Origin of the sequence: Candidatus Thiothrix putei (genome assembly GCA_029972225.1) — a bacterium.
Classification (GTDB): Bacteria; Pseudomonadota; Gammaproteobacteria; order Thiotrichales; family Thiotrichaceae; genus Thiothrix; species Thiothrix putei.
On record CP124756.1, the window covers coordinates 1,305,142 to 1,318,975 of the forward strand.

Genomic DNA, 13,834 nt, shown 5'->3' on the forward strand with positions numbered 1-13,834 from the left:
GTTCTTGATGTTAACCTTGTTAGTGGTAATCGGTATTTTAATGTTGCGGGCAGCATGGTTGGAAATATTCCAACAGGAATGGCTGCAACAGCAAGCAGACAAGCGTCAAATGCGCGTGGTTACGGTTCCTGCTTATCGGGGGATGATTACGGATCGTAATGGTGATCCGATGGCAATTAGTTCGCCCGTTTCCTCGCTGTGGTGCAATCCACAAGAATTATTGCAAGCAAGGGAAGCCTTGCGCAACGAATATGAGTTATCCCGTCAAGTGTCGGAGGCAACTGCTGGGGATACTGCTGCTGAGGAGAGTGAGGCTCAGGCATTGGCTTCGACTCGCTTTGCCCGCTTGGAGTCTGGTTTCCGTCAAATTGAAAAAGAACTGGGCATGGAAGAGGGTAGTTTGCCCGCCAAGTTAAAGGAAGCTAGTAGTAAGCAATTCTTCTATCTCGGTCGACAATTACCGTTAGAGGTGGCAGATGCCATCCTGGATCTGGATTTGCCGGGTGTTGCCGCGACGCGAGAATACCGCCGTTATTATCCATTAGCAGAAACGGCTGGGCATGTGGTGGGTATGACCAATGTGGACGGTAATGGCATTGAGGGTATTGAAAAAGCGCAAAATGACATTTTAGCAGGTAAAAATGGTCAGACGCGGGTAGTGCGTGACGCTAAAGGCAAGCTGGTTGAGAGCGTTATTAGTATGGAGGAAATGCAGCCTGGGCAGAATGTGCAATTGAGTATTGACCGCCGTATTCAATACCTTGCCTATAAAGAATTGAAAACCCAGGTGTCGCTATTGAATGCCAAAGCAGGTTCATTGATCGTGCTGGATGCGCATACCGGTGAAATTTTGGCGATGGCTAATGTGCCTTCCTTTAACCCGAACAACCGCAAAGAGTTGGAGCCGTATCTGTATCGTAACCGTGCGGTTACGGATAAATCCGAACCTGGTTCAACTATTAAGCCTTTAACGATTGCTGCGGCCTTAGAGGCACGAGTTTTGGGGGCTGATGTTGAAATTAATACGTCACCCGGGCAAATCAACTTTGGTAAATACAGCGTCAAGGATCCGAAAGATTATGGTTCTATCACGTTGTCAACGTTATTAGCTAAATCCAGTAACGTGGGTGCTAGTCGGGTGGCGTTGCTGATGGCTGCGCGTGATCAGTGGATGTTCCTCAATCGCGTGGGGTTTGGGCGTGTGCCGAATGCTGGTTTTTCAGGTGAAACAGCGGGGCAACTAACCGATTATACCAAGTGGGGTAAAGTTGATCGTGCTTCACATGGTTATGGATATGGCTTGTCTGCCAGCTTGTTGCAAACTACCCACGCTTATGCGCCATTTGCGGCTAATGGCGTGTTTATGCCAGCTTCCATTTATAAGCTCGATAAGCCCGGCTTAGGTCAACAGGTGATGAGTCCTGATACTGCCAGTGCCGTGTTGCGCATGATGGAAGCGGTGGTGCAAAAAGGCGGAACAGGTGAGAAAGCTATGGTAGATGGCTACCGTATTGCTGGTAAAACAGGTACCGCTTATAAATATATCGACGGCAAATACCAAAATGACCGCTATTTGACCAGTTTTATTGGGGTTGCACCGGCTAGCCGTCCACGTTTAGTGGTCGCTGTTCAGATTGATGAACCTCAGATTGATGATAGTGGCGGCCGTGCCGCAGCACCCGTTTTTTCCAAAGTCATGGCAGAATCACTACGCTTGCTTGATGTGCCTCCAGATAACCTGCCTAGTGAGCATCCGCCGATGCCGCAACCTGTAGCACCAGCCAATGTGGGAGGTGCTACATGAGCCATTCTGTATCCCTCCGCGCTTTATTAACCGGTTTGGTTGAATCCGTACCGGATATCGAGATTACGGGGTTGACTTTGGATAATCGCCAAGTTCAACCCGGCATGGCGTTTGTGGCTTTGCGTGGCACGCGCCAACATGGTTTGGATTATGCTGAAGCGGCTGTCCGTGCTGGGGCGAGTGTCGTGCTTTACGAGCCGGAAATAGGTTTACAGCCACCAGTTTTGTCGGTTGACGCGGTGTCTGTCCCTGCTTTGAGGGAACATTTAGGGACACTCGCCGACCGTTTTAATGCGAATCCCAGTGCCGGGTTGTTCATGGTGGGGGTGACTGGTACTGATGGTAAAACGTCAGTAAGCCATTTCGTTGCCGAAGCATTGAATACTGACCCTGTGCAGCCAACAGCAGTTATTGGAACGTTAGGCATTGGTGTGCCGGGAGCTTTACAGCCTGCAACACATACCACGCCTGATGCGCTCACGGTTCACCACTTGTTACGCCGTTTGCATGACGATGGTTTTACTGCTGTTGCGATGGAAGTGTCTTCGCACGCGCTGGATCAGGGGCGGGTCAATGGTATCCGCTTTAATGTGGCGGTTTTGACTAACTTGACCCGCGATCATCTGGATTATCACGGCACTGTGGAAGCTTATGCTGAAGCTAAGCGTAAATTGTTTCATTGGCCGGATTTGCAAGCGGTCGTGTTGAATCTGGATGATGCTTTTGGGCAACGCTTAGCAGCCGAGTTATCCGAAAAACAGGTGCGTGTCATCGGTTATGGCGTGGGCAATGCGGCTGATTATCCGACGGGAACCTTGGTTGCAACAGAACCTGTATTTGATCACAGCGGGATCAGTGCCAAGGTGTCGAACGGGCAGGAAGCGGGGGTATTGCAAGCACCGGTGTTAGGGCAATTCAACTTGCATAACGTGCTGGCAGCTTTGGGGGTCTTGTTGGCAAAAGGCTTAGCATTGTCGGATGCTTTGCAACGCTTGCAACACGTACAGGTTGTGCCGGGGCGCATGGAGCGGGTCGGTGCAGATGCAGGCAGACTGGTGGTGGTGGACTACGCACATACACCCGGCGCATTGCAGCAGGTATTAACGGCGGTGCGGGTGCATACCCGTGGGCGTTTGCTGTGTGTGTTTGGCTGTGGCGGCGACCGTGATCGTGGAAAACGACCGTTAATGGCAAAAATAGCCGAATCTGATGCTGACGTGGTGATCGTAACCGACGATAATCCGCGCTCTGAAAATCCGCAGCAGATATTTGAGGACATTATGCAAGGCTTCCACAATAAAACGGGCGTGACCTTTGAGCACGACCGTACTAAAGCGATTCGCCTCGCCATTGGGCAAGCACAGCCCGGCGATACCGTATTGATTGCAGGCAAAGGCCATGAAACCGTACAGATTTTAGCGCATGGCACGGTGCCATTTGATGACCGCATTCAAGCAGCACTGGCGTTGCAGGAGTGTGGCGCATGACGTGGTTGAGTCTTGCTGAGATTGCTGAACTGACGGGTGGAACGCTGCATGGTCAGAATGTGGCGATTGAGCGTGTGGAGCGCGACTCACGGCAAGTGCAAAGCGGTGATTTATTCCTTGCTCTGAGGGGGGAGCGGTTTGATGCCCACGACTTTGTGCCACAGGTGGCAGGCAAAGCCAGTGGTGCATTGGTTTCCCGCTTAATCGACGCAGCTATTCCTCAGGTAGTAGTGGACGATGTGCGCTTGGCATTGGGACGGTTAGCGGCGGCATGGCGACAAACGTTTACTCTGCCTTTGATCGGGTTGACCGGTAGTAATGGCAAAACCACCGTAAAAGAAATGCTGACAGCTATCTTGTCATTACAGGGTGACACTTTAGCGACGGCGGGTAATCTCAATAATGATATTGGAATGCCGCTGACGTTATTGGGTTTGCGCCAGCAACACGCGTTTGCTGTGATTGAAATGGGCATGAGCCATTTTGGTGAAATTGATTATTTGGCTCGTATCGCCCGCCCGGATGTTGCCATTATTAACAATGCCGGTGCTGCCCATTTGGAGGGTGTCGGTGATCTTGCCGGTGTGGCACGCGCTAAAGGTGAAATTTTCAATGGTTTGTCAGCAAACGGTGTTGCCATTCTGAATGCCGATGATGCGTATGTGGATTATTGGCTCGGTCTGAATACCGGTAGGAGGATAATGACCTTTGGTCTGAATAACCCAGCGGATGTGCAGGGCAGTGTCGCTGGCAATCAGTTGCACATTACCGCTAACGGGAAAGCGGTCGCCGTTAGTTTGCCGTTATTGGGGCGGCATAATCAGATGAATGCATTGGCAGCGGCGACTGCGGCACTGGCGTTGGGCGTGTCATTGGATACCGTGCAGCGTGGTTTGGAATCCTTAGCGGCGATCAAGGGGCGCTTATGCCCGAAAGCGGGTGCGCATGGCGGTTTGGTGATTGACGATACGTACAATGCCAATCCGAGTTCTACAGCGGCGGCAGTGGCGGTATTGGCAGGAATGCAGGGCAGAAGGGTGTTGGTCTTGGGGGATATGGGCGAATTGGGCGCGAATGGAGTGGCATTACATGCCGGTATTGGTCAGCAGGCGGCGCAAGCCGGAATTGATGCTTTGTATACTTTAGGCACGTTGAGTGCGCACGCGAGTGCAGCGTTTGGTAAGGCAGGCTATGCTTTTAGTGAACTGGATGCGTTACTGGATGCGTTACAGGCGGCATTGCAGCCGGATACAACGCTGTTGGTGAAAGGTTCGCGTTCGGCACGGATGGAACGGGTGGTGGATGCATTGACAGTCGCGGCTGTCCAGGAGGTCGCGTAATGTTGGTTTGGTTGTTTGATTTCCTGAGTGATTTTTACCGTGGTTTTAATGTATTTCAATATTTAACCTTGCGGGCTATTTTGGGTTTATTGACGGCGTTGTTCATTGCATTGTGGACAGGGCCGCGCATGATTCGGGCGCTCACTCGCTTAAAAATTGGGCAATATATTCGTGAAGATGGCCCCCAGCACCAAATGAAGGCGGGTACGCCCACCATGGGCGGGGTGATGATTATTCTGGCTATTGGCGTTGCCACCTTGTTGTGGGCGGATTTGAGCAATCATTATGTGTGGGTGGTATTGCTGGTCACGCTGGGGTTTGGTTTGGTAGGTGGTTTGGATGATTACATCAAACTCAAGCAGCGTCGTAATTTGGGCTTGACCGCTAAGCAAAAATACGTGGGCTTGAGCTTGATTGGGTTTGCCGCCGCCTTTTATTTGTTTTTCACCGCAGCGACTCCGGTGGAAACGACGTTTTTCTTGCCGGTATTCAAAGATGCACATTGGCAGATGGGCTGGTTATTCATTCCTTGGGTGTATTTGGTGGTGGTGGGTTCGAGTAATGCGGTGAACCTGACTGATGGTTTGGATGGCTTGGCGATTATGCCGACCATTATGGTGGCTGGTGGTTTGGCAATTTTTGCTTATGTGAGCGGACATGCCACGATTTCACAGTATTTGGGAGTGCCACGGATTCCCGGTGCAGGTGAGTTAGTGGTATTTTGTGCGGCAATATTCGGTGCTGGTTTGGGTTTCTTGTGGTTTAACACGTACCCCGCGCAAGTGTTCATGGGCGATGTCGGCGCATTGGCACTGGGGGCGGCACTTGGCATCGTCGCGGTGGTGGTGCGTCAGGAAATCGTTTTGGCAATTATGGGCGGAATTTTTGTGTTAGAAACCCTCTCGGTTATTATGCAAGTAGGCTATTTTAAAGCGACGAGTGGCAAGCGGATTTTCCGCATGGCTCCTTTGCACCACCATTATGAGAAAAAAGGCTGGCCCGAACCACGGGTCATTGTCCGTTTTTGGATTGTCACGGTGATTTTGGTGATGATCGGTTTGGCAACCTTGAAGATTCGTTAAGGCAATGAGTGACGCTGGTATGACAATGCAAATGCACAATTGGGATACGCTGGTGGTTGGCTTAGGTCAGACCGGGTTGTCGGTTGCGCGGCATTTGCAGGCGCGTGGGGTGGCGTTTGCGGTGGTGGATAGCCGTGCTAACCCGCCGGGCAAAGATGAGTTGCTGGCAGAGTTTCCACAAACGCCTTACCACTTTGGGGCATTTGCTGAGGCCGCTGCTTGGTTTGCCAGTGCAACTACCTTGGTGGTCAGCCCCGGTATTGCGATTGCGACCCCGGAAATCCATGCCGCTGGTGAACGCGGTGCGGCAATCATTGGTGACATTGAGTTGTTTGTGCGCGAAGCCCCAGCTCCCGTGATTGCGATTACCGGCTCTAACGGCAAAAGCAGTGTTACCACGCTGGTGGATTTAATGGCGCAAAAAGCCGGAATGAAGTCTTACGCAGGCGGCAATCTGGGCTATGCAGCGCTGGATTTGCTGGCACAGCCGACGCCGGATTTGTATGTGATGGAACTTTCCAGCTTTCAATTGGAAACCACCCAGTCGCTACGCGCCGTCTCAGCCGTGGTATTAAATGTCAGCGAAGATCACATGGACAGATACCCCAGCTTTGCTGATTATGCCGCCGCCAAGCAAGTTGCGTACCAACATTGTGGATGTGCGGTAGTAAATCGTGACGATGCGGTGGTAATGGCGATGCTGGCAGACTTGACGGACGCTGAGCGCAGTCGAAGCGTCAGTTTTGGCTTGGATATTCCGACAGACGGTCAATACGGTCTGCGTGAACACGCGGGTAAACGCTGGTTAGCCAAGGGTGAAACCCTGTTGCTGGTGGTGGATGAAATGAAATTGCCGGGTGAGCACAATTACGCGAATGCACTGGCAGCGTTGGCGTTGGGCGAGGCAGCCGGTATTCCGCTGGATGGTATGTTGGCAGCTTTGCGTGAGTTCAGCGGCTTGGCACATCGCACCCAGTGGGTTCGCGAACGCGCTGGGGTGAATTGGTATAACGATTCCAAAGGCACGAATGTTGGCGCGACGCTGGCAGCCTTAGCAGGTTTACCCGGCAAAACCGTGTTGATTGCGGGTGGGCAGGGCAAAGGGGCAGATTTTTCGCCCTTGCGTGCGGTGGCAATGGCAAAAGCACGGGCGCTGGTGTTGATTGGTGAGGATCGCAATAAAATTGCTGATGTGGTGGAGGGGTATGCCCCGTATGTGTTTGCGCATGATATGGCGGATGCTGTGGCTATTGCAGCAGCGTTGGCGCAAGCGGGGGATAACGTGCTGCTGTCACCGGCTTGTGCGAGTTTTGATATGTTCAAAAGCTATGTGCATCGCGGTGACGTGTTTACTGCGGAAGTCAGGAGCTTGCCATGATTAAACTGCCTAGCTTGATGCTGGATACCCCGACCGACAATTTTTGGTCACGTTATGTGGATCGTGATTTGCTGATTGCGTTGCTGGCTATCATCGGTATCGGGATTGTAATGTTGGCATCGGCGTCGTTATGGGTGGCAGAAAAACAGTACAACGACCCGTATTTTTACCTGCAACGCCAAGCGTTCTATCTGGCGATTGGGGTGGTGTTGGCGCTGGGGATGTATCAAATTCGGGTGGATTTCTGGCAGCAATTAGGGGTGCGTCTATTGCCGCTGGTGCTAGTGTTGTTGGTGTTGGTGCTGATCCCCGGTATTGGCAAGGAAGTGAATGGTAGTCGGCGTTGGCTAAATCTGGGTTTCATGGCGATACAGGTGTCGGAGCTGGCGAAACTGATTATGTTGCTGTACCTGTCAGGTTACTTGATTCGCCACGGGAAAAGCTTGGCAACGTCGCCGTCTTATCAGCCCTTATTGATTCCTTTGGTGGTGTTGGGGGTCACGGGTGGTTTGTTATTGCTGGAGCCGGATTTTGGGTCGACGATTGTTATTTTCGTCACGGGTTTGTCGTTGCTGTTTTTGGGGGGGGTGCCGCTGCAACGGCTGGGTATCCTGATTGGTGGCGCGATTTTGGTAATGATTCCGGTGTCGATGATGGGCTATCGCGGTGCGCGTTGGGATGCCTTGATGAACCCGTGGGCGCACGAAGCCGACAAGGGGTATCAGACGGTTCATGCGCTGATGGCGATTGGTGACGGAGGTTGGTTTGGCAACGGCTTGGGTGGCGGTATCCAGAAGTTGTTTTACCTGCCGGAAGCGCACAACGATTTTATTTTCTCAATATTGGCGGAAGAGTTCGGCTTTATCGGCATGTTGGTGGTGCTGAGTTTGTACGGTTGGCTGGTGTTACGTGCGTTTGTGATCGGCTTTCAGGCAGATAAAGCGGGTAAGCATTTTGGTGCGTATGTGGCTTATGGGATCGGGTTTTGGATGGGGTTTCAGGTCATCCTGCATATTGGGGTGAATTTGGCGGTATTGCCCCCTAAAGGTTTGACCTTGCCGTTGATGAGTTATGGCGGGAGCAGTTTATTGGTCACGTTGATGGCAATGGCTTTATTGATGCGGGTGCACCGTGAAACCCAGTTGGTGCAGTTTGGTTTACCAGAAGTGCGTGCGCCCAAACCACCCAAAGCGCGAGCGATTCGGAGGACTACCCGTGGCGAGTAAACAGCAGCGTCCGATTATGATTACCGCAGGTGGCACGGGTGGGCATGTTTACCCCGGTTTGGCGGTGGCGCGTGCTTTGATCGCCCAGGGGATTCCTGTGGTGTGGATGGGAACACGCAAAGGATTGGAAGCACGCGTGATTCCCGAAGCCGGTATCGAGATGGCGTGGTTGGATGTCAGTGCCTTGCGTGGCAAAGGCTTGCGGGCATTGTTGTTAGCGCCAGTGAATCTGGTGCGGGCGTTGTGGCAGGCGCTGCAAATCGTGCGCAAACATCAGCCCGCTGCGGTATTAGGCATGGGCGGATTTGTGGCAGGTCCCGGTGGCTTGATGGCGGCGTTGCTGGGCAAGCCGGTAGTGATTCATGAGCAGAATGCCGTCGCAGGTTTAACCAATAAGCTGTTATCCCGCGTTAGTCGGCGGGTGTTGGAAGGTTTCCCTGGCACGTTTACTGCGAGCCAAAAGGTGATGGCAACCGGCAACCCAGTGCGTTTGGACATTGCCAGTTTGCCCGCGCCCTTGGAGCGTTTGGTTGATTGTGACGATGAGCCGGTACACGTATTAGTGGTCGGTGGCAGTCTGGGGGCGCAAGCGTTAAACCAGATGGTTCCGCAAGCATTGGCGCAATTGGATACGGCAATTCGCCCGTTAGTGCGCCACCAAGCTGGTGTGAAAAATATTGAGGATGCCCGTAGCCAATACGCCGTAGCTGGTGTTGAAGCGGAGGTGATGCCGTTCATTGAGGACATGGCGGAAGCGTATGCATGGGCGGATTTGGTGATTTGCCGTGCCGGTGCGCTCACCATTGCCGAATTGGCAGCGGCAGGTGTGGCGGCAGTGTTAGTGCCTTACCCACACGCGGTGGATGATCACCAGACCGCGAACGGCAATTACTTGGCCGAAAACGGCGCGGCGTTATTGATTCAGCAGCGCGATTTAACCCCAGAAAAACTCGCGGGCGTATTAAAAGAGTTGTGTACGGATCGCGCCCGTTTACGGCAAATGAGCATCGCGTCGCGCACCTTGGCGAAGCCTCATGCAACGGCACAAGTGGCGGCGATTTGTGCCGCTTACGCCGGTTATGATTTCGATAATTCAGCAGGAAAACAACAATGAAAATAGGCAATGACGATCTGGCTCGCAAACGCATTAATCGGCTGCATTTCATCGGTATCGGTGGTGCGGGGATGGGCGGTATTGCTGAGGTGGTCGCCAATTTGGGCTATCAGGTATCCGGTTCGGATGTGGCAGAGGGCGCGATGACCCGCCGCCTGCAATCGTTGGGGATTACGGTTTACAAAGGTCATGCAGCGGAAAACGTTGCGGGTGCAGACGTGATCGTGGTGTCGACCGCGATTGATGCGACTAACCCTGAAATCGTCGCGGCGCGTGAAAAACGTTTGCCGATTGTGCGCCGTGCGGAAATGTTGGCGGAACTGATGCGTTTCCGGCAGGGCATTGCGGTGGCAGGTACGCACGGTAAAACCACGACGACCAGTCTGACCACGAGTTTGCTGGTGGAAGGTGGGATGGATCCGACCTACGTGATCGGTGGCAAGCTGAACAGTTCCGCGAGTAATTCCAAACTCGGCACGGGTGAATATCTGGTGGCGGAGGCGGATGAAAGCGATGCGTCATTCCTGCATCTGCAACCGATGATTGCGGTGGTCACGAATATCGACGAAGACCACATGTCGACGTATGGCAACGATTTCAATAAGTTGAAGCAAACGTTTGTGGAGTTTTTGCACCACTTGCCGTTCTACGGGCTGGCGGTGTTGTGTGTGGATGATGAATACGTGCGTGAAATCATGCCGGACGTTAGGCGACCGATTGTCACCTACGGCATTGATCAGGAAGCGGATGTGCGGGCGACGAATCTACGCTTTGAGGGTACACAAAGCCATTTTACGGTGCATTGCGTCAAAGGTAATCGCACCTTGGACATCGTGCTGAATTTGCCGGGGCGTCATAACGTCTTGAATGCACTGGCGGCGATTGCGATTGCGGCGGAATTGGATGTGTCGGATCAAGCCATTATGGATGGTTTGCGCAAATTTGACGGGGTGGGGCGGCGTTTCCAGCAATACGGTGACATTACTTTCGCGCCGGGTAAGCAGGCAACCTTGGTCGATGATTACGGGCATCACCCGCGTGAAATGAAAGCGACACTGGAGGCAGTGCGCAATGCCTGGCCGACGCGGCGTTTGGTGCAGGTGTTTCAGCCGCACCGTTACACCCGTACCCGCGATTTGTTTGAAGATTTCGCGCAAGTGTTGTCGGAAACCGATGTGCTGGTGTTGATGGATGTGTACCCCGCCAGCGAACAGCCGATTCCGGGTGCGGATGGGCGGGCGTTGGCACGGGCGATTCGTATCCGTGGCAAGGTTGACCCGATTTTTGTGACTGACGTGGAAGATGTACCGGGCGTGTTAAAGCATGTATTGCAGGATGGCGATGTGATTTTGACCCAAGGCGCGGGTAGCGTGGGCGCATTAGCCGCGAGCTTGCCCGAAAAACTGATGCTGAAGCCGGAGGGTGGTGCATGAGTCAGAACCCAGTCGCTAAATTCGGCAAAGTCGCGGTGTTATACGGTGGTTGGGCAGCCGAACGCCCGATTTCGCTGAAAAGTGGTGCGGCAGTGCTGGCAGGCTTGCAAGCCAGTGGCGTGGATGCGCACGGTATTGATGTTGACCGTAACATTATTAAGACGCTTCAAGACGGTGGCTTTGATCGGGTATTTAATATTCTGCACGGCGCGGGCGGCGAAGATGGCGTGTTGCAAGGTGCGCTGGAAATTTTGGGTCTGCCTTACACCGGTTGTGGGGTAATGGCTTCGGCGATCAGCATGGATAAGCTCATGACCAAGCGGGTGTGGGCAGGTGCGGGGTTGCCGACGCCAGCGTATCGGGTGCTGACGGCGGCTACCGATTTTGAGGCAGTGGTTGCCGAGCTAGGCTTGCCCTTGATGGTGAAACCGGCGACGGAAGGTTCCAGCATTGGCATGAGCAAAGTGAAAGTGGCGGCGGATTTGGCGGGTGCTTATCACAAAGCCGCTGAATGCAGCGCGGTGGTGATTGCTGAGCAGTGGATAACCGGTGCGGAATATACCGCCGGAATCGTTGCTGGCGAATCATTGCCGCTGATTCGCTTGGAAGTGCCGGGTGAGTTTTACGATTACGAGGCGAAATATGTCTCGGATGATACCCATTATTTTTGCCCCTGTGGTTTAAACGAGTCAGAAGAGCAGGCCATGCAAGTGCTGGCACAGCAAGCCTTTGCAGCGGTTGGCGGGCGTGGCTGGGGTCGGGTTGACCTGATGCGGGATGCCCAAGGCAAAGCATGGTTGATCGAAGTCAATACTAACCCCGGTATGACGGATCACAGTTTGGTGCCAATGGGCGCTCGCGCGATTGGAATGGATTTTAACGCGCTGGTTGTGCGCATTTTGGAGACGACATTGTAATGGCAACACCACGCCGCAACACGGTTAAACGGACTCGCACAAGTTTCAGTTTCACTGAGATTTCACCGGGTCTGTTGAGGTTAGTGGCGGTGTTGGTGTTAGGGCTAATGCTGTTGGCGGGAGTGCTGGGAGTAAGAGCCATGCTCAATAACCCAGAAAACCTGCCCATTAGTCGGATTGATCTACAAGGCGAGAGGAAGTTCATCAAAGATGCAGAGTTACAGGCGGTTATTGGAAAATACCAACAGACCAACCTATACCTGCTTGATGTGAATGCATTAGAGACTGATTTGAAAACACTACCTTGGGTACGGGCTGTTACCTTGCGTAAAGCGTGGCCTGATCAGTTGATTGTGGGGATTGAGGAACAGCATCCTGTCGCCTTGTGGGGGCGTGAGCGCTTAATGAATAAGTACGGTGAATTATTTGCCGCTGATTTGTCTTCTATACGTGGCTTGTTGCCGACCTTGTACAGTCCTGAAGATAAAGGGCGTGAAATCGCTGAACGTTATTTGCAGGTCAAGGAATGGCTGAAAGATTTGCCATTGGAAATTTCGGAGTTGACCGAAGATGAAAGCGGTTCATGGCGCTTAAAGATTAAAGATGGCCCAGAAATTATGATTGGTAGCGAAGATCAAGAACGCCGGATACAACGGTTCAGGGTTGGTTTCCAGCAAGAGTTAGCCAAAAAACTAGCGAATGTACGGCGAGTAGATTTGCGTTATACCAATGGTTTTGCAGTGGAATGGAAAAAATCCCCAGTCGGCTCGCGGGATTCAACGAACGGAGTCGCAGGAGTGAGTGATGTCAAAAAAAGATCATAACGTGATTGTAGCGCTGGATCTGGGAACCTCGAAAGTGGTTGCTTTGGTTGGTGAAATCAATGACGCTGGACGTTTGGAGATTATTGGTATCGGTTCATACCCATCACGGGGGATGAAAAAAGGTGTGGTGGTCAATATTGAGTCCACTATCCAGTCGATTCAGCGTGCAGTGGAAGAAGCCGAATTGATGGCGGGTATCCAAATCCGCTCCGTATATGTGGGTATTGCCGGTAGTCATGTTCGTAGCCTGAACTCCCATGGCATTGTGGCTATTAAGGATAAAGAAGTCACCGTAAGCGATGTTGAGCGGGTGATGGATGCGGCGCGTGCAGTGGCTGTCCCTGCTGACCAACGGATTTTGCATGTGTTGCCGCAGGAATATGTGATCGACCAGCAAGAAGGTATTCGTGAACCGATTGGTATGTCCGGGGTGCGTTTGGAGGCACGGGTGCATCTGGTGACGGCAGCGCATAGTGCGGCACAGAATTTAGTCAAATGTGTGGAGCGTTGCGGTTTACACGTTGAAGACATCATTCTGGAACAAGTTGCCTCCAGCTATGCGGTGTTGGAAGAAGATGAAAAAGAACTGGGTGTATGCCTCGTTGACATCGGTGGCGGGACTAGCGACATTGCGGTGTTCATGAATGGTTCAATTCATCACACTGCCGTCATTCCTATTGCGGGTGATCAAGTCACCAATGACATTGCGGTAGCGGTCAGAACCCCGACGCAACACGCAGAAGAGATTAAGATTAAACACGGTCGGGCTTTACGCCAGCTTGTCGATGAGGATGAGTTGATTGAAGTGCCGGGTGTCGGGGAGCGGGAACCGCGCAGTCTGTCAGTGCAGACATTGGCGTCCGTGATCGAACCCCGTTATGAAGAATTGTTTTCACTCGTGCTTCAGGAATTGCGTCGTAGCGGTTATGAAGAACGAATTGGTGCAGGTATCGTGCTGACAGGCGGCTCTTCCAAAATGCGGGGAGTACGCGAGTTAGCTGAAGAAGTGTTCCATATGCCGGTTAGGATTGGAATGCCTCGGAATATCGGTGGCTTGCGCGGTGAAGTCGAAAATCCTATCCATTCCACTGGGGTAGGGCTACTGCTGTACGGGATGGCACAGCAGGCATATGGCACCAAGCGTACCTATCCAACCCCTGGCGTTATGTCGACGGAAGATGGCTGGTGGGATCGCTTGAAAAGCTGGTTTAACGGTAATTTTTAACAGT

11 protein-coding genes are annotated in these 13,834 nt (G+C 52.7%); all 11 read left to right on the forward strand.

The genetic code is table 11. From position 1 onward, the window contains the following. The first annotated feature begins 7 nt into the window (after positions 1 to 7). The 11 genes from QJT81_06725 to ftsA are packed head-to-tail and all read left to right on the forward strand — an operon-like array spanning position 8 to position 13,830. Positions 8 to 1,804, forward strand: coding sequence for a penicillin-binding protein 2 (locus QJT81_06725; GenBank protein WGZ95674.1), 1,797 nt, complete (start codon positions 8 to 10; stop codon positions 1,802 to 1,804). After that, on the forward strand, positions 1,801 to 3,291 hold the full coding sequence (locus QJT81_06730) for a UDP-N-acetylmuramoyl-L-alanyl-D-glutamate--2,6-diaminopimelate ligase (GenBank protein ID WGZ95675.1): 1,491 nt from the start codon (positions 1,801 to 1,803) through the stop codon (positions 3,289 to 3,291). Before QJT81_06725 ends, QJT81_06730 begins: the two co-directional genes overlap by 4 nt. Continuing rightward, positions 3,288 to 4,631: a UDP-N-acetylmuramoyl-tripeptide--D-alanyl-D-alanine ligase gene (gene murF / locus QJT81_06735; protein WGZ95676.1), complete on the forward strand. Its 1,344-nt coding sequence runs from the start codon at positions 3,288 to 3,290 to the stop codon at positions 4,629 to 4,631. The genes QJT81_06730 and murF overlap by 4 nt, the downstream gene beginning before the upstream one ends. After that, positions 4,631 to 5,713, forward strand: a complete 1,083-nt coding sequence (gene mraY, locus QJT81_06740; protein ID WGZ95677.1) for a phospho-N-acetylmuramoyl-pentapeptide-transferase — start codon at positions 4,631 to 4,633, stop codon at positions 5,711 to 5,713. The genes murF and mraY overlap by 1 nt, the downstream gene beginning before the upstream one ends. A 19-nt stretch (positions 5,714 to 5,732) precedes the next feature. Further along, positions 5,733 to 7,091: a UDP-N-acetylmuramoyl-L-alanine--D-glutamate ligase gene (gene murD / locus QJT81_06745; protein ID WGZ95678.1), complete on the forward strand. Its 1,359-nt coding sequence runs from the start codon at positions 5,733 to 5,735 to the stop codon at positions 7,089 to 7,091. Further along, positions 7,088 to 8,317 (forward strand): putative lipid II flippase FtsW, encoded by a 1,230-nt coding sequence (ftsW, locus tag QJT81_06750; GenBank protein ID WGZ95679.1) that lies wholly within the window; start codon positions 7,088 to 7,090, stop codon positions 8,315 to 8,317. Before murD ends, ftsW begins: the two co-directional genes overlap by 4 nt. Continuing rightward, positions 8,307 to 9,431, forward strand: a complete 1,125-nt coding sequence (gene murG / locus QJT81_06755; protein ID WGZ95680.1) for an undecaprenyldiphospho-muramoylpentapeptide beta-N-acetylglucosaminyltransferase — start codon at positions 8,307 to 8,309, stop codon at positions 9,429 to 9,431. The genes ftsW and murG overlap by 11 nt, the downstream gene beginning before the upstream one ends. Next, positions 9,428 to 10,864: a UDP-N-acetylmuramate--L-alanine ligase gene (gene murC, locus QJT81_06760; protein ID WGZ95681.1), complete on the forward strand. Its 1,437-nt coding sequence runs from the start codon at positions 9,428 to 9,430 to the stop codon at positions 10,862 to 10,864. Before murG ends, murC begins: the two co-directional genes overlap by 4 nt. Next, a complete protein-coding gene (locus tag QJT81_06765) occupies positions 10,861 to 11,781 on the forward strand; it encodes a D-alanine--D-alanine ligase (GenBank protein WGZ95682.1) in 921 nt (306 codons plus the stop codon). Before murC ends, QJT81_06765 begins: the two co-directional genes overlap by 4 nt. Then, positions 11,781 to 12,605 (forward strand): cell division protein FtsQ/DivIB, encoded by an 825-nt coding sequence (locus QJT81_06770; protein WGZ95683.1) that lies wholly within the window; start codon positions 11,781 to 11,783, stop codon positions 12,603 to 12,605. The genes QJT81_06765 and QJT81_06770 overlap by 1 nt, the downstream gene beginning before the upstream one ends. After that, complete coding sequence (gene ftsA / locus QJT81_06775) at positions 12,586 to 13,830, forward strand: cell division protein FtsA (GenBank protein ID WGZ95684.1); 1,245 nt, start codon at positions 12,586 to 12,588, stop codon at positions 13,828 to 13,830. The genes QJT81_06770 and ftsA overlap by 20 nt, the downstream gene beginning before the upstream one ends. Positions 13,831 to 13,834: the final 4 nt, after the last annotated feature.

Excerpts from the sequence above, each read along its gene's own strand:
- QJT81_06725 (WGZ95674.1), top strand. The coding sequence starts at position 8 with ATGTTAACCTTGTTAGTGGTAATCGGTATTTTAATGTTGCGGGCAGCA.
- QJT81_06730 (WGZ95675.1), top strand. The coding sequence starts at position 1,801 with ATGAGCCATTCTGTATCCCTCCGCGCTTTATTAACCGGTTTGGTTGAA.
- murF (WGZ95676.1), top strand. The coding sequence starts at position 3,288 with ATGACGTGGTTGAGTCTTGCTGAGATTGCTGAACTGACGGGTGGAACG.
- mraY (WGZ95677.1), top strand. The coding sequence starts at position 4,631 with ATGTTGGTTTGGTTGTTTGATTTCCTGAGTGATTTTTACCGTGGTTTT.
- murD (WGZ95678.1), top strand. The coding sequence starts at position 5,733 with ATGACAATGCAAATGCACAATTGGGATACGCTGGTGGTTGGCTTAGGT.
- ftsW (WGZ95679.1), top strand. The coding sequence starts at position 7,088 with ATGATTAAACTGCCTAGCTTGATGCTGGATACCCCGACCGACAATTTT.
- murC (WGZ95681.1), top strand. The coding sequence starts at position 9,428 with ATGAAAATAGGCAATGACGATCTGGCTCGCAAACGCATTAATCGGCTG.
- QJT81_06765 (WGZ95682.1), top strand. The coding sequence starts at position 10,861 with ATGAGTCAGAACCCAGTCGCTAAATTCGGCAAAGTCGCGGTGTTATAC.
- QJT81_06770 (WGZ95683.1), top strand. The coding sequence starts at position 11,781 with ATGGCAACACCACGCCGCAACACGGTTAAACGGACTCGCACAAGTTTC.
- ftsA (WGZ95684.1), top strand. The coding sequence starts at position 12,586 with ATGTCAAAAAAAGATCATAACGTGATTGTAGCGCTGGATCTGGGAACC.